The following is a 17,913-nucleotide window of genomic DNA, read 5'->3' on the forward strand; positions in this document are numbered from 1 at the left end:
TCAGCCCGCCACGTCGTGCAGCGGGTCGCCGTCGTCGGGGTGCTGTGGCGGGGCCTCGTCGGTGGCCGGCGCCCACGGCCGCCAGTCCCCCTCCTGCTGGGCCAGCCGGTCCGCGAGCACGCGCAGCGTGTCGAGGTGGTGGCCGTAGCCGAGGTGCGTGGCCTCGACCTCGACGTTCTCGGCGAGCGGGCCGGGGTCGACGACGCAGCACTCCCACGCGACGATGCCGTCGGTCCGCGACCAGATGCTGGTCGTCGGCACCTCGAGCGGGGCCGCGCGCAGGGCCATGGCCTCGTCGGTGAACATCTGGTCGAGGTGGTGGCGGTTCATCACGCGGTACATCGCCCAGGCCCGCGTGGCGGCCGGGTGGTGCCGGAAGGGGCTGCCGAGCGTGACGACCGAGCGGGTGTAGTCGGGCAGGGCGCGGGCCATCTCGCGGGCGTAGATGCCGCCCGCGCTCCAGCCGACGAGGCTGACCCGACGGCCGTAGCGGTCGTAGACCTCGAGGAGCAGGTCCTCGAGCCGGGCGGCGAGCTCGGGGCTCGCGCCGAGGTTGCGGCCCTGGCGCCAGTCGTGGACCCGGTAGCCGAGCCGGCGCAGGTGCGAGCGGAGGAAGACGGTGGACTCGGGGCCGGCGAGGAAGCCGGGCAGGACGATGACGGGGTGGCCGTCGCCGACCGGCCAGCCGCCGATGTCGCGGGTGTGCACGGCGGATGACGCCAGCTCGAGGGCCGCGCGCCACTCGCGGCGGGCCATCCAGAGCGTCGGCGCGGCCGGGGCACCGGTCGTCGCATCGAGCCTCGGCATCCTCGCTCCTTCCGTGCGGCGCACCGCCGACGGACCCGGACCCGGGCTCGCGACGGTGCGACTGGGCAGAAGGTGAGTGTGGCAGAGCGCGGCTCGCCGCGGGAGTCTGCCGTCGGACCGTGTCCGGACCGTCACCTGCACGGCGCCGGGCGTGCATCAGTCGACGCTTTCGACGATTTCTGCACGGGCCTGCGTCCGCCGGCGTGCACCAACTGACGCTTTCGACGATTGATGCACGCTGGGTCGGGGGTCGGGTGTGCATCTTTCGACACTTTCGACGATCGGTGCACGGGGCGGGGAGGGTGTCACACGGTGTGACACGCGGGCGCGGCGGCGCCGGGGCACGCGCCTACCGTGGAGGGATGAGCACGCAGCCCGAGGCCGTCGGCGGGGCCACCCGCACCGAGCGCGACACGATGGGGCCGGTCGAGGTGCCGGCCGACCGCTACTGGGGGGCGCAGACCCAGCGCAGCCTCGAGCACTTCGACATCGGCCGCGACACCTTCGTCTGGGGACGGCCGGTCGTGCGGGGGCTCGGGCTGCTCAAGAAGGCCGCGGCCCTGGCCAACGCCGAGCTCGGGCTGCTGCCGCAGGAGGTCGCCGACGCGGTGGTCCGGGCCGCCGACGAGGTCGCGCGCGGCGAGCTCGACGACCACTTCCCGCTCGTCGTCTTCCAGACCGGCTCGGGGACGCAGTCGAACATGAACGCCAACGAGGTCGTCGCCAACCGGGCGGTCGAGCTGCTCGGCGGCGAGCTCGGCTCCAAGGACCCGGTGCACCCGAACGACCACGTCAACCGCAGCCAGTCGAGCAACGACACCTTCCCGACCGCGGTGCACGTCGCCGTCGCGCTCGAGCTCGCCGAGCGGCTGCACCCGGCGGTCGACGCCCTCTGCGCCGCCCTCGTCGCCAAGGCCGCCGAGCTCGGCGACGTCGTCAAGGTCGGGCGCACCCACCTCCAGGACGCCACCCCGGTGACCCTCGGGCAGGAGATCGGCGCCTGGGCCGGGCAGCTGCGCGAGGCGCAGGCCGACGTCCGGTACGCCGGCGAGCGGGTGCTGGCCCTGGCCATCGGCGGCACGGCGGTCGGCACCGGGCTCAACGCCCCGGCGGCGTTCGGCCCCACCGTCGCCCGCCACCTCGAGGCCGAGACGGGGCTGGCGTTCCGGCAGGCCGACAACCTCTTCGTCCAGCTCGCCGCGCACGACGCGCTCGTCGCGGTGTCGTCCTCGCTGCGCACGCTCGCGGGCGGCCTCATGAAGCTGGCCAACGACGTGCGCTGGCTGGCGTCCGGGCCCCGCACCGGCATCGGCGAGCTGCGCATCCCCGAGAACGAGCCGGGGTCCTCGTTCATGCCGGGCAAGGTCAACCCCACCCAGTCCGAGGCGATGACGATGGTCGTCACGCGTGTGTTCGGCAACGACGCGACCGTCGGGTTCGCCGGCACGCAGGGCAACTTCCAGCTCAACGTCTTCACGCCGGTCATGGCGCACGCGGTGCTCGAGTCGGTGCGGCTGCTCTCGGATGTCTGCCGCTCCTTCCGCGAGCACTGCGTCGAGGGCCTCGAGGCCGACCGCGAGCGCATCGCCGAGCACCTCGACGCCGACCTCATGCTCGTGACGGCCCTCGCACCGCACATCGGCTACGACGCGGCGGCGGCCATCGCGAAGCAGGCGCACCGCGACGGGTCGACGCTGCGCGAGGCGGCGCTGGCCTCGGGGCACGTCACCGACGAGGACTACGACCGCTGGGTCGTCCCCGCCGCGATGACCCGCCCCGACTGACCCCCGGCCCCCTGTGCCCCCTCCCGCAAACGTGTGTGAACACGCCGGGGATCACCGGCGTGTTCACACACGTTCGCGGAAGGCGCGCACGGGGGGACGGGAGAGCGGGCGCAGGGGCGGGTGGCGGTCAGCCGGAGAGGAGGCCGCGCAGGTCGTCCGCGGTCAGGGCCCGGCTCATCGCCGCGCCCTCGTCGACGACCCGGGTGAAGAGGTCGCGCTTGCGCTCCTGGAGCGCGACGACCTTCTCCTCGACCGTGCCGCGGGACACGAGCCGGTAGACGTTGACCGGGCGGGTCTGCCCGATGCGGTGCGCGCGGTCGATGGCCTGCGCCTCGGCGGCGGGGTTCCACCACGGGTCGAGGACGAAGACGTAGTCCGCCTCGGTCAGGGTGAGGCCGAAGCCGCCGGCCTTGAGCGAGATGAGGAACACCGGGGCCTGGCCGTCGCGGAAGGCGGCGATCCGGTCGGCGCGGTCGCGGGTGCGGCCGTCGAGGTACTCGTAGGCGATGCCCTCGGCCTCCAGGCGCCGCCGGACGATCGCGAGGAAGCCGGTGAACTGCGAGAACACCAGCGCCCGGTGCCCCTCGCCGGCGAGCTCGGTGACGTGCTCGACGAGGGTGTCGACCTTGGCGGACTCGGCGAGGCCGGCGTACTCCTCGTCGACGAGCGAGGGGTCGAGCGACATCTGCCGCAGCGCGGTGAGGGCGCGCAGCACGGCCATCCGGTTGCCGTCGAGGTCGTCGATGAGCCCGAGCAGGCGCTGCCGCTCGCGCTGGAGGTGCCGGTCGTAGACGGCGCGGTGGCGCGGGTGGAGGTCGACGGTGAGGACCTGCTCCTGCTTGGGCGGCAGCTCGCGGGCGACCGCCTCCTTGGTGCGCCGCAGCATGAGCGGCCGGACGCGGGCGCGCAGCAGGGCCAGGCGCTCGACGTCGCCGTCGCGCTCGATCGGGTTGGCCCACTGCTCCTTGAACGCCCCCGGCCGCGGGTGCAGCCCGGGCGCGACGATCGACAGGAGCGACCACAGGTCCATGAGCGAGTTCTCCAGCGGCGTGCCGGTGATGGCGAACTTCGCGCGAGCGGTGAGCCGGCGCACCGCCTGGTAGGTCTTGGCCTGGTGGTTCTTGACGAACTGCGCCTCGTCGAGGACGACGGCCGACCACTCCCGCGAGCGCCAGGCCTCCTCGTCGATGCGCGCGACGGTGTACGAGGTGATGACGACCTGCGCGTCCCCGAGGGCCGCGGCCAGCGAGCGGCCGTCCTTGCCGCGGGTGCGGTCGACGACGACGGTGCGCAGCGAGGGCGCGAAGCGCGCGGCCTCGCCGGCCCACGTCGAGAGCACCGAGGTCGGCGCGACGACGAGGACCGGGTGCTCGAGCTCGCCGCGCTCGTGGGCACGCAGGACGAGGGCGAGCATCTGCATCGTCTTGCCCAGGCCCATGTCGTCGGCGAGCACGCCGCCGAGGCCGCAGTCCCAGAGCAGGGACAGCCAGCGGAAGCCGTCGACCTGGTAGGGCCGCAGGGTGGCCTGGAGCGCGGCCGGCACCTCGGCCGGCTCGACGCCCTCGCCGTCGACGAGCCGCCCGACGGTCCGGCGCCAGCGCTCGCTCTGCTCGTCGACGACCCCGAGCGCCGCGAGCTCCTCCCAGAGCCCGACGTGCACGGCCGAGATGCGCAGCGGGTCGGACGGCTTGTCCTGGAGCGAGCGGGCCTCGTCGACGAGCCGGCGCAGCGTCTCGAGCTCGGGGCGGGCCAGCGCGAACCACGTGCCGGAGTCGAGGATGAGGTGCTCGTGGCCGCGGGCGATCGCCTCGATGAGCGGCGCGAGCGGCACGTCCTCGCCGGCGACCGTGACCGAGATGTCGAGGTCGAACCAGTCGGTGGAGGCGCCGCCCCCGCCGCCGGACCCGTCGCTCGTCGACACCTGGATGAGCGGGGCCTCGTCGACCTCGGTGTACTCGGCGACCTGGCCGTGGACCTCGACGTCGAGGAACGGCAGCTCCTGGAGGACCGGCAGGAGGCGCGCGAAGGCGATCGTCGTGAACGCGTGCAGGCGCAGCTCGGGGACGAGGCGGTGGTGCTGGGCGAGCAGCTGCCACAGGACGTCGAACTCGGCCGCGTCGGGCACGCCGCGCAGCTCGTCGACGAGCCGGCGCTCGGCGCCGTGGTCGCGCATCGGGTCGGGCTCGTCGGAGCCGAGCGGCACGTACACGCCGGTCGGGCCGCCGTAGCGGTAGCCCCAGCGCAGGTGCGTGCGGTGCCCGGGCTCGACCGTGACGTCGAGGGCGAGGCGCGGCGGCACGGCGTCCGGCAGGTCGAGCTCGGGGGAGAGGCTGCGCACCCGGGCCTTGCGCCGCAGCGCGGGCAGGTGCGTGACGGTGAAGCGCGCCCAGTCGTCCTCGGGGACTTCGACCGCGCCGAGGTCGAGCAGGCGCTGGCGGGAGCCGTCGAGCGGCTCGGTCAGGGCGCCGAGGACGAGCGTGCCGTCGTCGCGCAGCCAGAACCCGGTGGCCGGCGAGCCGACGAGGTGGGTGTCGGTGCCGGGCTCGACGGGCAGGTCCAGGCGCGGGTGGAGGGTCGCGCCGTCGGCGCTGCGCTCGATGTCGACGACGAGCTCGGCGGGGTCGGAGGCGAACGCGACGTGTCCCTCGCCGGTGAGGTCGGTGAGCAGGCGGACGCCGGCGCGGTCGGCCGAGCGCAGCAGCGACACCCATCCGCTGCCGAGGTGGTCGAGGAGGATGGCGTCGGGCATCCGGCCGTAGCCGAAGGCCCGGACCGAGCGGCGGTGGGCGTCGGCGATGGCGGTCAGCGCGTCGACGTGGTCGTCGGAGTAGGTGACCCGGCCGTAGCCGTAGTAGCCGCCGGCGAAGCTCTCCCAGGAGACCCCGGTACGGATCCACGCGCCGCGCGTGCCCGGCACGACCGGGCGCAGCCGCAGCTGGGCGCGCCCCGTGTCGTCGGTGACGCGAGCGCGGCCGCCGGTCGCGGTGGCGTCCTCGATGAGCAGGCCGACGGGCGTGACGTGCCGCGGGACGTCGTCGGTGAGCACGCCGCCGAGCGCGCGCTCCCACGTCGGCCGGGGCTCCTCGCCGGGGGCGGGCGGCGCGGGGTCGAGCTCGCGGACGCGCGCGGCGACGGCCACGGCGTGCTTGCAGTCGCTGGCGACCGGGCAGGAGCACTCGCTGTGCCAGCGGCGGACCGAGCGCGTGCCGACCGACTCGCTCGGCCGCAGCGCGACCTCGGTCGTGTACGTCTCGCCCTGGCTGCCACCGACCCACCCGGTGGCGTGCGCGCCGTCGGAGGAGACGTGGACGTCGACGACGCGGCCCTCGCGCACGTACGCCAGCCCGCGCGCGACGGTGACGGTGCCGCAGACGTCGCCGAGCTCGCGGTTGGTCAGCTCGGCGAGGCGTCCGGCGGTGACGACCCGGGCCACGGGCACCCTCCTCCGACGAGAACGGTCCGCCCCCTGGCGCGGCGGACCCGAACACCCCACCGTACGTCGAGGCACCGACATCCGCCGAGTCCGTCCACAGGGTTCAGGCCGGTCGGTCGGGCAGGTCCAGGACGAACGTCGTGCCCACCCCGGGGCTCGACGAGACCGCCACCGACCCGCCGTGCGCCCGGGCGACGGCCTCGACGACGGCCAGCCCGAGCCCGGACCCCCCGCTGCCCGAGCTGCGCGAGCGGTCGACCCGGTAGAAGCGCTCGAGCAGGTGCGGCAGGTGCTCGGCGGGGATGCCGGGGCCGGCGTCCGAGACCTCGACGCGCACCCACCCCGGGACGCGGTGCAGCCGCAGCGCGACCGGGGTGCCCGCCGGGGTGTGCCGGACGGCGTTCGACGTCAGCCCGACGACCGCCTGGGTCACCCGGTCGCGGTCGGCGTCGACGACGAGCCGCTCGGGCCCCTCGAGGGTCACGACCCGGTCGGGCGCGACGACCCGCAGGTCCGAGGCGACGTCGCGCAGGAGCGCGGCGAGGTCGACCGGCTCGCGGCGCAGCGCGTCGGGGGACTCGAGCCCGGTGAGGTCGAGCAGCCCGTCGACGAGGCGGCGCATCCGGCCGGCCTCGTCGCCGATCCGCCGCATCGCGTCGTCGACCTCGGCGCGGCCGGCGTCGTCGAGCGGCCCCGGCGGGCGCGCGGCGTGCAGCGCGGCGTAGCCCCCGACCGTGGTCAGCGGGGTCCGCAGCTCGTGCGAGGCGTCGGCGACGAAGCGGCGCATCCGCTCCTGCGTCGCCGTGGTCGTGTCGATCATCGTGTTGAGGGCCTCGCCGAGCCGGGCGGCCTCGGTGCCCGGCGGCCCCGGGGGCACACGGCGGGCGGTGTCGCCGGCGGTGATGGCGCCCGCCGCCTCGGTCATCCCGGCGATGGGGCGCAGGCCGAGGCGGTCGACCCACCAGAGCAGCAGCCCGACGAGGACCGCGGCGACGAGGCCGGCCAGCCCGAGGGTCGCGGCGAGGCGCCGGGTGGCCACGTCGGCCGGGGTGGTCGGCACGGCGACGACGGCCTGCGCGCGGCCGTTGGGCAGCTCGACGGTGACGACGCGGACCCGTTGCGCGGCGCCGGAGGCCGTGGCTCGCCCCTCGGGGGTCGGGATGCGCTCGCCGGGGTCGAGGGCCGGCACGAGGTCGGGGTCGGTCTGCGGGGCGAGCACGGTCGTCAGCCGTCCGTCGCCGGTCATCCGGCCCACGTAGACGTCGCTGAGCGCCGCGGTCGCGACGGCGCCGTCGGCCCGCTGCGACGCGAGGAGGACGGCGCGGGGGTTCTGGGCGAGGGCCGCGACCTGGGCGTCGAGGCGGCCGACGAGGAAGGCCCGCTGCGCGAGGACGACCGCCGTGCCGGCGACGAGCGCGAGGACGGCCAGCACCGCGACCGCGACGAGGAGCCGACGGCGCAGGGTCATCAGGGCTCCCGGACGGTGTAGCCGACGCCCCGGACCGTGTGGACGAGCTTGGGCTCGACGGCGTCGACCTTCTTGCGCAGCGTCGACACGAACGACTCGATGATGGCGCTCTCGCCCGCGAAGTCGTACTGCCAGACGTGGTCGAGGATCTGCGCGCGGGTGACGACCCGGCCGGCGTTGACGAGCAGGAGCCGCAGGAGGCTGAACTCCGTCGCGGTGAGGTGGACCTCGGTGTCGCCGCGCCAGACCCGGTGCTGGTCCTCGTCGAGGACGAGGTCGTGCACGCGGTGGCGGGCGCTGGGGGCCGCCGCGGTGCCGGCCCGCCGCAGCGCGACGTGGACCCGGGCGACGAGCTCCTCGAGCGCGAACGGCTTGGTCACGTAGTCGTCGCCGCCGCTCGTCAGGCCGCGCACCCGGTCGGCGGTGTCGCTGCGGGCGGTGAGGAAGAGGACGGGGGCGGTGCTGCCGGTCGCGCGCAGCCGGCGCAGGACCTCGAAGCCGTCGAGGTCGGGGAGCATGACGTCGAGGACGACGGCGTCGGGGCGGGTGCGGGCCGCGGCGGCCAGGGCCTCCTCGCCGCTCGCGACGCTGCTGACGTCCATCCCGGCCAGGCGCAGCGCGGAGGTCACGAGGTAGGCGATGTTCTCCTCGTCGTCGACGACGAGGACGCGCGGGGCGGGGGCGGGCTCGGCCACGACGCCACGCTCCCACGCCGGGGTCGCGCCCGTCTGGAGAACACCTCGGGACTTCCTGAAGACGCCAGGGCTGCCGGGGCGGTGCGCTCCGAGGTGCCGGCCGTGGCGTCGAAACGGGGGTGGTCGCCCCCACCCCGACGCCACGGAGGCGACCACGACCGCGTCCACGGCGGGTGACCGGCTGCGGCTGCGCCGTCCGGCGGCCTGCCGAGCGGCGGAGCCCGCCATGAGGGCGGTCTTCAGGAAGTCGCGAGGTGAGGCCGGGGTGGCCGCGAGGGTCGCTCGTCAGGCTCGTCCCCGTCAGCACCCCGACCCACCCCCGCAAGGAGCACCCGATGCCCGCCCTCCGCACCTCCCTCGTCGCGCTCGCCGTCGGCGGCGCCGCCGTGGCCACCGGCGTCGTCGCGACCACCGCCACCGCCGCGCCCGCACCGGTCGCCGCCGTCGATGCCGTGAGCGCGGCCTCGACCGCCGACGACACCGCCCCGCAGGCGCGCATCCACCCCGGCCGCGGCTGGTGGAAGAAGCTCGACGACACCCAGCGCCAGTGCCTCGAGGACGCGAAGGTCAGCCGCCCCGTCGGCCCCCTCGACGACGCCGAGAAGAAGGCCCTGCGCGACCAGGTGACGGCCGCCGCGCAGACGTGCGGCGTCGAGCTGCCCTTCCCGAAGGCCCGCGCCTTCTGGGACGACCTGAGCGCCACCCAGAAGCAGTGCCTCGACGACGCGAAGGTCAGCCGGCCGTGGGGCCCGATGACGAAGGACCAGCGTCGCGAGGTCCGCGCGGACCTGAAGGCCGCTGCGCAGACGTGCGGCGTCGAGCTCCCGGCCAAGCCGGCCAACCGCGCGCCGTCCGCAACCCCGGCCCCCTCCGCCTCCTGACGCGAACGCGGGCTACACCGCAGTCACCGTCGCTCTGGCAACGATTACTGCGGTGTAGCCCGCGCCTGCGGTGTGCCCACCGGGGGCTGGCGCACCCCATCGGCACCCCCTCTCCGTTTGAGATCCCGATGTCGCATATGAGACAGTGATGTCTCATATCGACGACGAGGGAGTGCACGACCGATGGCCGCAGACCGCCACCACGTGCTGGGCGCCGCCCAGCGGGTGCTCAACACGGACGCGTCCGCGTCGATGGGCGCCGTCGCCGAGGCCGCCGGCATCAGCCGGGCCACGCTGCACCGGCACTTCGACTCGCGCGAGGCGCTGCTCGTCGAGCTCGGCACCCGCTCCCTCGACCAGTGGGAGCGCCGGCTCGACGAGGCCGACGTCGAGGGCGTGGCCGCCACCGGTGACGCCGCCCGGCTGCGCGCCACCCTCGAGGCGCTCGTGCTCGGCTACGTCGCCGACTCCGACGACTTCGGCTTCGCGCTGACCGACCAGGTCATCCTCGCCAGCGCCGAGCTCGTGGCCCGCACCCAGGTGCTCGAGGACCGCGAGGCGGTCCTCCTCGCCGCGGCCCAGCGCGCCGGCGTCCTGCGCGCCGACCTGCCGCTGCGGTGGCTCGGCCACGCCATCTACGGCCTGCTCGTCGCCGCCCGCGAGGCCGTCCGCATCGGCGACGTGGCCCGTCGCGACGCCGGGCGCCTCGTGCTGTCGACCCTCTTCGCCGGTGCGGTGGCGTCATGACCGTCCTCACCCCGCCCCGGGCCCGGACGGCCGCCGACCCCCGCCGCTGGTGGGCGCTCGCCGTCCTCGCGGCCAGCCTGCTCGTCGTCGTCATGGACATGACGATCCTCAACGTGGCGCTGCCCGAGATGGCCGAGGAGCTCGGCCTCGGCTCGGTCCCGCAGCTGTGGGTCGTCGACGCCTACGCGCTCGCGCTCGCCGGGCTCCTCGTCCCGGTCACCGCCCTCGGCGACCGCTGGGGGCGCAAGCGGATGCTCGTCACCGGCTACGCCGTCTTCGGCGTCGGCTCGGTCGCCGTCCTCGGGGCCGACAGCGCGAGCGCCGTCATCGCCATCCGGGCCGTGCTCGGCGTCGGCGGCGCGATGGTCATGCCCTCGACCCTCTCGCTCATCCGCGCGCTGTTCCCCGACGCCCGCGAGCGCACCCTCGCGCTGAGCGTCTGGGGCGCGACGGCCGCGCTCGGCGCCGCGGTGGGCCCCGTCGTCGGGGGCGCGCTGCTCGAGGCGTTCAGCTGGCACTCCGCCTTCCTCCTCAACGTGCCGCTCATGGTCCTCGCCATCGGCGCGGCGCTCCGGCTGCTCCCCGAGAACCGCTCGCAGCGCCCGGGTCGCATCGACGCCGCCGGGGTGCTCCTCTCGGCGGGCGGGATGACCGCCGTCGTCTACGCGGCCAAGCAGCTCGGCAAGCACGGTCCGACCCTGCCGACGCTCGTGCTCCTCGTCGTCGGCGTCGCCGCGCTGGCCGTCTTCGCCCGCAGGTCCCTGGCCTCCGACCGGCCGATGCTCGACGTGCGCCTCTTCGGGCAGCCGGTGCTGCGGGCCGGTGTCGTCGCCGCACTCGCGAGCAGCGCCGCGATGGCCTCGGTCCTCTTCGTCGGCAGCCAGTGGTTGCAGCTCGTCGAGGGATGGAGCCCGCTGGAGTCGGGCGTCGCCCTCCTGCCGTTGGCCGTCGGCGCGATGGTCGCCTCGCCGTTCGCGCCCGCCCTCGCGGCTAGGACCAGCCCGCGGCTCGTGCTCGCCGGCGGTCTCGGGGTGCTCGCGACGGGCCTGGCCCTCCTGGCGGTCGTGCCCGCGACCTACCCCTGGGTCGCCGTGGCCTTCGCGGTGGTCGGCCTCGGGACCTCGGCGCTCGGCCTCGGGTCGGCCCTCATCATGGGCGCGGCCACCGACGTCCAGGCCGGCTCCGCGGCCGCCCTCGAGGAGATCACCTACGAGCTCGGCGCCGTCCTCGGCATCACCTTCCTCGGCAGCCTCGTCGGGGCGGTCTACCGCGCCGGCCTGCCCGACGACGTGGGCGCCGCCGTCCGCGAGTCCGTGGCCGGGGCGGTGGGTGGCCCGTCGTTCGGCGCGGCCTCCGACGCGTTCGTCACCGCCTTCGCGGCGGTCGGTGCCGTCGGCGCGGTGCTCACGGCCCTGGCGGCGGTCGCCGTGTGGCGCCTCGTCCCGGCGGACCTGACGCTCGACGACGCCCACCACTGAAGCGGCGCCGGCCCAGCGACCCCCGGCCCCGACGCACGACGCGGGCTACACCGCAGTAACCGTCGCTCTGGCGACACGTACTGCGGTGTAGCCCGCGCTGCGGACCTCGGGCGTCAGGCGGTGACGTGCGCGTCCGTGACGGCCAGGGCGCGGTCGAGGACGTCGAGGCCCTCGGTCAGCTCCTCGGCGGTCGTCGTGAGCGGCGGCACGACGTGCAGCCGGTTGAAGTGCGTCATCGGCCACAGGCCCTCGGCCTTGCAGGCGGCCATCAGCTCGCCCATCGGCTTCGCGTCCTCGCCCGAGGCGTTGTAGGGCACGAGCGCCTCGTTCGTCGTCGCGTCCTTGACGAGGTCGAGCGCCCAGAACATCCCGAGGCCGCGGACCTCGCCGACCGACGGGTGCTTCGCCCGGATCTCCTGCAGACGCGGCCCGACGACGGTGTCGGCCATCTTCCGGACGTGCTCGAGGATGCCCTCCTCCTCGAAGATGCGCATCGACGCCACGGCCGAGGCGCAGGCCAGCGGGTGGCCCGAGTAGGTGAGGCCGCCCGGGTAGGGGCGGTCGTCGAACGTGGCCGCGACCCGGGCCGAGATGACCACGCCACCGAGCGGGACGTAGCCGCTGTTGACGCCCTTCGCGAAGCAGATGAGGTCGGGCGCGAGGTCCCAGTGGTCGACGGCGAACCACTCGCCGCAGCGCCCGAAGCCGGCCATCACCTCGTCGGCGATCCACAGGATGCCGAACTCGTCGCACAGCTCGCGGACGCCGGCGAGGTAGCCGTCCGGCGGGATCAGGATGCCGTTGGTGCCGACGACGGTCTCGAGCATGATCGCCGCGATCGTCTGCGGGCCCTCGACCATGACGGTGTCGCGCAGGTGCTGCAGCGCGCGCTCGCACTCCTGCTCCGGGGAGGTCGCGTGGAACGCCGACCGGAAGGGGTAGGGGCCCCAGAAGTGCACGAACCCCGGTGCGCCGGGCTCGGACCCCCAGCGGCGCGGCTCACCGGTCGCGAGGATCGAGCCGCTCGTGGCGCCGTGGTAGCTGCGGTAGGTCGTGAGGATCTTGTTGCGGCCGGTGTGGATGCGCGCCATCCGCATCGCGTTCTCGGTGGCCTCGGCGCCGCCGTTGGTGAAGAACACCTTGTCGAGGTCCCCCGGGGCGCGCTCGGCGATCATCCGCGCCGCCTCGGAGCGCGACTCGTCGGCGAAGCTCGGGGCGATGGTGCACTGGCGGGCCGCGGCCTCCTGGATGGCCGCGACGAGCTTCGGGTGCTGGTAGCCGATGTTGACGTTGACGAGCTGGCTCGAGAAGTCGAGGTAGCGCTTGCCCTCGAAGTCCCAGAAGTACGAGCCCGACGCGCCGGCGATGGGCAGCGGCGCGATCTGGGCCTGCGCGGACCACGAGTGGAAGACGTGGGCGCGGTCGTCGCGCGCGACCTGGGCGCCCTTGTCGCTGTCGGGCTGGACGTCGGGGGAGGCGAACTCGGTCATCGGGCGGCCTTTCGGGGTTCTCGTGGGCGGGTCGGGGTCGGAACGTGAGGGGTCGGTGCGTCAGGCGGTGGGGCGGTAGGGATGCGTCGTGCGGGTGGTCCAGTCGGCGACGAGGAGCGGGTCGAGGTCGAAGCCCTGCTCCTGCGCCCACGCCAGGTGCGCCTCGACGGCCGGTGTGCCCCAGGCGTGCTCGTCGCGGGCCAGCAGCCAGAGCGCCGAGCGGTCGGGCGTGCCGACGAGCGCCGTCGAGTAGTCGTCGGCCAGCCGGAGCACCCAGTAGTTGCCCTCCGACGACACGGGGACGAAGCGCACGAGCCCGCCGAAGCGCACCCGCAGCCGGTCGTTGCTCTCCTCGGCGCCCTCGGCCGGCGTGGCCGAGCCGTCGATGGAGTGCTCCTGCTCGTCGCCGCGGTGGCTCTCGTTGTGCACGCCGACCGAGCCGTCCTCGCGCAGCGTGTACTCGGCGATGCTCACCGTCGCGTCGTCCTGGAAGGTCATCGGCAGCCGGGCCAGCTCGTACCAGCGGCCGGCGTACCGGGCCAGGTCGACGGAGCCGACGGTGGGCGGCGGCGGGCGGTCGTCGCCGCGGACGAGGTCGACGACGCGGTCGACCGCGCCGGTGACGATGTTCGCGGCGGTGCGCAGGGGGTCGCCGGGCAGCAGGTCGCTCATCCCCTCACGGTAGGCGAGGGGAGGTGCGTCGCGCCCGCCCGGAGCGGACGGCGCCGCATCAGCCGGGCAGCGTGAAGATCGTGCGGTGCCACGGCTTGCGCGCCTCGCCGGTGATGTCGTGCATGACGTGCTTGACGTTGGTGTACTCGTCGAGGGAGTACGCCGACATGTCCTTGCCGAAGCCGGAGGACTTGTATCCGCCGTGCGGCATCTCGCTGATGATCGGGATGTGGTCGTTGACCCACACGCAGCCGGCGGCGATCTCGCGGGTCGCGCGGCCGGCGCGGTAGGTGTCGCGGGTCCAGGCCGAGGCGGCGAGACCGAACTCGGTGTCGTTCGCGAGGCGGATGGCCTCGTCGTCGTCGTCGAAGGGGACGACGACGAGCACCGGCCCGAAGACCTCGTCGCGCCAGATCTCGGAGTCCAGCGGCACGTCGGCGACGACGGTCGGCTCGTAGTAGCAGCCGCGCGCGAGGTCGCCGGTGGGGGTCGCTCCGCCCCGGACGACGCGGGCGTACCCGCGGGCGCGCTCGACCATCCCGGCGACCTTGTTCAGGTGCGCACGCGAGGACAGCGGGCCGAGGTCGGTGGCGGGGTCGGCCGTCGGGCCCATCCGCACGGAGCCGTAGAGGTCGGCGACACCGCGGACGAACTCGTCATACACGGAGCGGTGGACGATGGCCCGGGCCGCGGCGGTGCAGTCCTGGCCGGCGTTGATGAGGTTGCCGGCGGCGGCGCCGTGGACGGCGGCCTCGAGGTCGGCGTCGTCGAACACGACGAACGGCGCCTTGCCCCCGAGCTCGAGGTGGACGCGCTTGCCCGTGGCCGACGCGGTGGCCATGACCCGGCGGCCGACGGCGGTCGAGCCGGTGAAGGAGGTCATCGCGACGCCGGGGTGCCCGACGAGGTGCTCGCCGGCGACCGGGCCGGTGCCCGTGGCGACGTTGACGACGCCGGGGGGCGCGCCGGCCTCGGTGAAGGCCTCGGCGAAGGGCAGCGAGGTCAGCGGGGTGATCTCGGCCGGCTTGAGGACGATCGTGTTGCCCGCCGCGATCGCCGGCAGGACCTTCCACGCGGCCATCTGCAGGGGGTAGTTCCACGGCGCGATGGAGCCGACGACGCCGATGGGCTCGCGGCGGATGCCGCTCGTGTGGTCGGCGGAGTACTCGCCGGTGGCCATCCCGTCGAGGCGGCGGGCGGCCGCGCCGAAGAACGCGGTGTTGTCGACGGTGCCGGGGACGTCGAACTCGCGGGCGAGGCGGATCGGCTTGCCGGCCTGGCGCGACTCGAGCTGCGCGAGCTCCTCGGCGCGCTCGTCGAGGAGGGCGGCAGCCCGCAGGAGGACGGCGGAGCGCTCGGCCGGGGTCGCGCGCGACCACTCGGCGTAGGCGGTCGTGGCCGCGTCGACGGCGGCGTCGACGTCGTCGGTGCCGGCGAGGACGACGGACTCGACCACCTCGTCGGTGCTGGGGTCGAGGACGTCGAAGCGCTCGCCGGTGCTGCCGGTCCGCCGCTCACCGGCGATGTACTGGTGCATGGCGGCGAGCATACGGGTGCGCCCCCGCTGCCGGAAAGGGCAGCGGGGGCGCGATGAGACGACGGATTCCGTCGCGCCGGGGCGCGACGGCTTCTCGCATCAGTGCTGGTAGGTCCCGTGGATGACGGCCCGTCCGAGGGTCTTGAAGGCCAGGTTGAACGAGACGACCGCCGGCGAGGCGTCGGCGTCGACCCCGAGCGTCGGCTCGGAGACGGCGTGGACGACGAGGTAGTAGCGGTGTGGCACGTCGCCCTGGGGCGGGGCGGCGCCGGCGAAGCCCTGCTCGCCGGTGTCGTTGCGGACGTGGAAGGCCTTCCCGGGCAGCTCGCCGGCGGCGGCGCCGGCCGGCAGCGAGGTGACGTCGGCCGGCACGTCGACGAGGACCCAGTGCCAGAAGCCCGAGGGGGTGGGGGCGTCCGGGTCGAAGACCGTGACGACGTAGCTCTGCGTGCCCTCGGGGGCGCCGCTCCACGAGACCTGGGGGGAGGTGTTGCCATGGTCGGCGACCTGGTCGTCCTTCAGCGGCGCGCCGTCGGTCACGTCGTCGCTCGTCACGGTGAAGGACGGGACGGCGGGCAGCATCTCGTACGGGTTCGGGGCGGTGGGGCGCTCGAGGCTCATGCGGTCATCTCCTGCGACGTCGGGGGAGTGCGGTCCCTCAAGCCAACCCCGTGACGCCCCCACTTATTGCGAGCTCGGCCGCCCGACACGCCTGCTGGCGGCGTGTCGCGCGGCCGAACTCGCAATCAGTCGGGTGGGGCCGGGGGTCACCAGGAGCTCTTGGTGACCCCCGGCAGCTCCCCGCGGTGGGCCATCTCGCGCAGCCGGACCCGCGAGAGCCCGAAGCGCCGGTACACCGCGTGCGGCCGGCCGTCGACGACGTCGCGGCTGACCAGGCGGGTCGGCGAGGCGTCGCGGGGGAGGCGCTGCAGCCCGAGCCGGGCCGCGGCGCGCTCCTCCTCGCTCGCGCGCGGGTCGCGCGAGGCCTCCCTGAACGCGGCGCGCCGCTCGGCGTACCGGGCGACGACCGCGCGCCGCCGCTCGTCGGCGACGCGCAGGCTCCGCTTCGCCATCAGCGCGACTCGCGGAACTCGACGTGGCGGCGGACCTTCGGGTCGTACTTGCGCAGGACGAGCCGTTCGGGGTCGTTGCGCCGGTTCTTCTCGGTGACGTAGCTCGTGCCCGTCCCCGCGCTCGAGCGCAGGATCACCTTCGGGCGGACGTCGGCGGACTTCTTCGCCATCAGAGCTTCACTCCCTTCCGGAGCAGGTCGGTGACGACCGCGTCGATGCCGCGGACGTCGATGGTCTTGATGCCCCGGGCGGACACCGTGAGCCGCACGGAGCGGCCCAGGCTCGGCACCCGGTAGCGCTTGTGCTGGACGTTGACGTCGAACCGTCGCTTGGTGCGGCGGTGCGAGTGCGAGATGCGGTGGCCGAAGCCGGGGGTGGCTCCGGTGACCTGGCACGTGCGGGACACGGGTGGGACCTCCTGGGTGGTTGCGGTGGCGCGGCCACCATGACATAGAATGAGAACCGTTATCAAACTATTCCCGACCCGGAAGGAGGGGCGCGTGCGTCCCGGCATCCACCCGCGCTACGAGCAGGTCGTCTTCCGCGACCGCTCGACCGGCGCGATGTTCCTCACCCGCTCGACCCGCGTCCCGGACGCCACGGTCGAGCTCGACGGCGCGACCTACCCCGTCATCGACGTCGAGGTCTCGGCCGACTCCCACCCGTTCTGGACCGGGCGCGCCCGCACCCTCGACAGCGAGGGCCGCGTGCAGCGCTTCAACCGCCGCTACGGCCGCGGCGGGAGCGCGTCGTGAGCCGCGTCCCGGTCTTCCTCGTCACCGGCCTCGACGCCGACTCGATGGCCGCCGCGACCATCGGGCTGCAGTTCGACCTGCCCGACGCCGTCGTCGTCCGGCACGACCTCGACGCCGCAGCCGGCCACCTCGTGCGCACCGTGTCCGACCTCACCGGGCTGCTCGAGCGCGAGGTCGTGCCGCTGGAGCACGCCTGCTCCAGCTGTGCGGTGCGCGAGGACGTCCTGCCGACCCTCGAGCGGCTCGGCGCCCTCGGGCGCTGGGGCGCCGTCGTCGCGCACCTGCCCGTGGCCGCCGACGGGCTGTCGGTCTGCCGGGTGCTCGGGTGGGACCCCGCGATCGCCCCGAGCGTGCGGATCGCCGGGGTGGTCGCCGCCCTCGACGGCGCCCGCGTCCTCGACGACGTCCTCGGCGACGAGATCCTCCCCGAGCGCGACCTCGGCACGCTCGCGTCCGACCGGCGCGGGGTGGGTGAGGTGCTCGGTGGGATGGTCGAGTACGCCGACCTCGTCGCTCTGTTCGGCGAGACCCCCGACGCCGGCGTGCAGCTCGTCACCCACCTCGTGCGGCCGGGCGCCCTCGTGACGCGCGACTGGCCGGGGCTACGCGCCGAGCAGCTGCTGCCCGGCCTGCACGACCACGACGCCACCGAGGCGTGGGTCGGCGAGGTGCACGAGGGCCCGAGCCGCGCGGCCGAGGGCCACCACGTCTGGAGCCTCGAGCTCGTGGCCGACCGGCCCTTCCACCCGCAGCGCCTCCATGACCGCGTCGACGTCCTCGGCGGCGGGCCGTTCCGCTCGCGCGGCTGCTTCTGGCTCGCCAGCCGGCCGGGCGCCGTCGGCGTGTGGGACGGCGCGGGCGGCCAGCTGAGCGTCGGGCTCCAGGGGGAGTGGGGGCGCTCCCGCCCGATGACGCGCCTGCTCGTCACGGGCCTGCGCGAGGACGACGCCCGCGAGGAGCTGCGTCGCGTCTTCGTCGAGTGCCTGCTCACCGATGCCGAGCTCTCGGCGCGCGGCCCGTACTGGGACGTCGCCGACGACGGCCTCGAGCCGTGGCTCGGGCCCGTCCGCCGGGTCGCCTGACCCCGGCGTCC

Annotated in this window: 17 protein-coding genes; 6 read left to right on the top strand and 11 right to left on the bottom strand. The window is 74.8% G+C overall.

Going from position 1 to position 17,913, the window contains the following annotated elements; genetic code table 11:
• Complete coding sequence (locus tag HL663_RS04805; RefSeq protein ID WP_173027303.1) at positions 1-807, bottom strand: esterase/lipase family protein; 807 nt, start codon at positions 805-807, stop codon at positions 1-3.
• A 362-nt stretch (positions 808-1,169) separates the two neighbouring features.
• On the opposite strand from HL663_RS04805, the gene fumC reads away from it, so the two are divergent.
• The gene (fumC, locus tag HL663_RS04810) at positions 1,170-2,591 is read left to right on the top strand and encodes a class II fumarate hydratase (protein WP_173027304.1); all 1,422 of its coding nucleotides are present in this window, start codon (positions 1,170-1,172) and stop codon (positions 2,589-2,591) included.
• 127 nt (positions 2,592-2,718) lie between these two features.
• On the opposite strand, the gene HL663_RS04815 is transcribed toward fumC, so the two are convergent.
• The 3 genes from HL663_RS04815 to HL663_RS04825 form a co-directional block, all read right to left on the bottom strand.
• Positions 2,719-6,024 carry a DEAD/DEAH box helicase gene (locus HL663_RS04815; protein ID WP_286175938.1) on the bottom strand — a complete coding sequence of 1,102 codons (3,306 nt, stop codon included), beginning with the start codon at positions 6,022-6,024 and terminating at the stop codon, positions 2,719-2,721.
• A 103-nt stretch (positions 6,025-6,127) separates the two neighbouring features.
• The gene (locus tag HL663_RS04820; protein WP_173027306.1) at positions 6,128-7,492 is read right to left on the bottom strand and encodes a sensor histidine kinase; all 1,365 of its coding nucleotides are present in this window, start codon (positions 7,490-7,492) and stop codon (positions 6,128-6,130) included.
• Positions 7,492-8,187, bottom strand: a complete 696-nt coding sequence (locus HL663_RS04825; protein WP_286175939.1) for a response regulator transcription factor — start codon at positions 8,185-8,187, stop codon at positions 7,492-7,494. The genes HL663_RS04820 and HL663_RS04825 overlap by 1 nt, the downstream gene beginning before the upstream one ends.
• A 335-nt stretch (positions 8,188-8,522) precedes the next feature.
• Between HL663_RS04825 and HL663_RS04830 the strand changes: the two genes are divergently transcribed.
• The 3 genes from HL663_RS04830 (at position 8,523) to HL663_RS04840 (ending at position 11,293) form a co-directional block, all read left to right on the top strand.
• On the top strand, positions 8,523-9,068 hold the full coding sequence (locus HL663_RS04830) for a hypothetical protein (RefSeq protein ID WP_173027308.1): 546 nt from the start codon (positions 8,523-8,525) through the stop codon (positions 9,066-9,068).
• Between the two features lie 183 nt (positions 9,069-9,251).
• The gene (locus HL663_RS04835) at positions 9,252-9,815 is read left to right on the top strand and encodes a TetR/AcrR family transcriptional regulator (RefSeq protein WP_173027309.1); all 564 of its coding nucleotides are present in this window, start codon (positions 9,252-9,254) and stop codon (positions 9,813-9,815) included.
• Positions 9,812-11,293 carry an MFS transporter gene (locus tag HL663_RS04840; protein WP_173027310.1) on the top strand — a complete coding sequence of 494 codons (1,482 nt, stop codon included), beginning with the start codon at positions 9,812-9,814 and terminating at the stop codon, positions 11,291-11,293. The genes HL663_RS04835 and HL663_RS04840 overlap by 4 nt, the downstream gene beginning before the upstream one ends.
• A 113-nt stretch (positions 11,294-11,406) precedes the next feature.
• Here the strand turns inward: HL663_RS04840 and HL663_RS04845 are convergent, their stop codons facing one another.
• From HL663_RS04845 to rpmB, 7 genes are all read right to left on the bottom strand, one after another.
• On the bottom strand, positions 11,407-12,783 hold the full coding sequence (locus tag HL663_RS04845) for an aspartate aminotransferase family protein (RefSeq protein ID WP_173027311.1): 1,377 nt from the start codon (positions 12,781-12,783) through the stop codon (positions 11,407-11,409).
• A 60-nt stretch (positions 12,784-12,843) separates the two neighbouring features.
• A complete protein-coding gene (locus tag HL663_RS04850) occupies positions 12,844-13,455 on the bottom strand; it encodes a lipocalin family protein (RefSeq protein WP_173027312.1) in 612 nt (203 codons plus the stop codon).
• Positions 13,456-13,513: 58 nt separating this feature from the next.
• Positions 13,514-14,992: a gamma-aminobutyraldehyde dehydrogenase gene (locus HL663_RS04855; RefSeq protein WP_173027313.1), complete on the bottom strand. Its 1,479-nt coding sequence runs from the start codon at positions 14,990-14,992 to the stop codon at positions 13,514-13,516.
• 99 nt (positions 14,993-15,091) lie between these two features.
• Positions 15,092-15,613, bottom strand: a complete 522-nt coding sequence (locus tag HL663_RS04860; RefSeq protein ID WP_173027314.1) for a YbhB/YbcL family Raf kinase inhibitor-like protein — start codon at positions 15,611-15,613, stop codon at positions 15,092-15,094.
• A gap of 146 nt (positions 15,614-15,759) precedes the next feature.
• Entirely contained in the window at positions 15,760-16,065 is a 306-nt protein-coding gene (gene rpsN, locus HL663_RS04865) for a 30S ribosomal protein S14 (protein ID WP_173027315.1), read from the bottom strand.
• Complete coding sequence (gene rpmG / locus HL663_RS04870; RefSeq protein ID WP_173027316.1) at positions 16,065-16,235, bottom strand: 50S ribosomal protein L33; 171 nt, start codon at positions 16,233-16,235, stop codon at positions 16,065-16,067. The genes rpsN and rpmG overlap by 1 nt, the downstream gene beginning before the upstream one ends.
• Positions 16,235-16,471 carry a 50S ribosomal protein L28 gene (gene rpmB / locus HL663_RS04875; protein ID WP_173027317.1) on the bottom strand — a complete coding sequence of 79 codons (237 nt, stop codon included), beginning with the start codon at positions 16,469-16,471 and terminating at the stop codon, positions 16,235-16,237. Before rpmB ends, rpmG begins: the two co-directional genes overlap by 1 nt.
• 94 nt (positions 16,472-16,565) lie before the next feature.
• Between rpmB and HL663_RS04880 the strand changes: the two genes are divergently transcribed.
• Both HL663_RS04880 and HL663_RS04885 read left to right on the top strand, forming a co-directional pair.
• Positions 16,566-16,820, top strand: coding sequence for a type B 50S ribosomal protein L31 (locus tag HL663_RS04880; RefSeq protein ID WP_173027318.1), 255 nt, complete (start codon positions 16,566-16,568; stop codon positions 16,818-16,820).
• Positions 16,817-17,902 carry a CobW family GTP-binding protein gene (locus HL663_RS04885; protein WP_216842678.1) on the top strand — a complete coding sequence of 362 codons (1,086 nt, stop codon included), beginning with the start codon at positions 16,817-16,819 and terminating at the stop codon, positions 17,900-17,902. The genes HL663_RS04880 and HL663_RS04885 overlap by 4 nt, the downstream gene beginning before the upstream one ends.
• The last annotated feature ends 11 nt before the right edge of the window (positions 17,903-17,913 follow it).

It is taken from the genome of Arthrobacter sp. NEB 688 (genome assembly GCF_013201035.1).
GTDB lineage: Bacteria > Actinomycetota > Actinomycetes > Actinomycetales > Dermatophilaceae > Phycicoccus.

Bases quoted from the DNA above. Each gene is read 5' to 3' on its own strand.
- HL663_RS04855 (WP_173027313.1), bottom strand. From the start codon at position 14,992: ATGCACCAGTACATCGCCGGTGAGCGGCGGACCGGCAGCACCGGCGAG.
- HL663_RS04820 (WP_173027306.1), bottom strand. From the start codon at position 7,492: ATGACCCTGCGCCGTCGGCTCCTCGTCGCGGTCGCGGTGCTGGCCGTC.
- HL663_RS04805 (WP_173027303.1), bottom strand. From the start codon at position 807: ATGCCGAGGCTCGATGCGACGACCGGTGCCCCGGCCGCGCCGACGCTC.
- rpmG (WP_173027316.1), bottom strand. From the start codon at position 16,235: ATGGCGAAGAAGTCCGCCGACGTCCGCCCGAAGGTGATCCTGCGCTCG.
- HL663_RS04850 (WP_173027312.1), bottom strand. From the start codon at position 13,455: ATGAGCGACCTGCTGCCCGGCGACCCCCTGCGCACCGCCGCGAACATC.
- HL663_RS04840 (WP_173027310.1), top strand. From the start codon at position 9,812: ATGACCGTCCTCACCCCGCCCCGGGCCCGGACGGCCGCCGACCCCCGC.
- HL663_RS04835 (WP_173027309.1), top strand. From the start codon at position 9,252: ATGGCCGCAGACCGCCACCACGTGCTGGGCGCCGCCCAGCGGGTGCTC.
- HL663_RS04860 (WP_173027314.1), bottom strand. From the start codon at position 15,613: ATGAGCCTCGAGCGCCCCACCGCCCCGAACCCGTACGAGATGCTGCCC.
- rpsN (WP_173027315.1), bottom strand. From the start codon at position 16,065: ATGGCGAAGCGGAGCCTGCGCGTCGCCGACGAGCGGCGGCGCGCGGTC.
- HL663_RS04845 (WP_173027311.1), bottom strand. From the start codon at position 12,783: ATGACCGAGTTCGCCTCCCCCGACGTCCAGCCCGACAGCGACAAGGGC.
- fumC (WP_173027304.1), top strand. From the start codon at position 1,170: ATGAGCACGCAGCCCGAGGCCGTCGGCGGGGCCACCCGCACCGAGCGC.
- HL663_RS04830 (WP_173027308.1), top strand. From the start codon at position 8,523: ATGCCCGCCCTCCGCACCTCCCTCGTCGCGCTCGCCGTCGGCGGCGCC.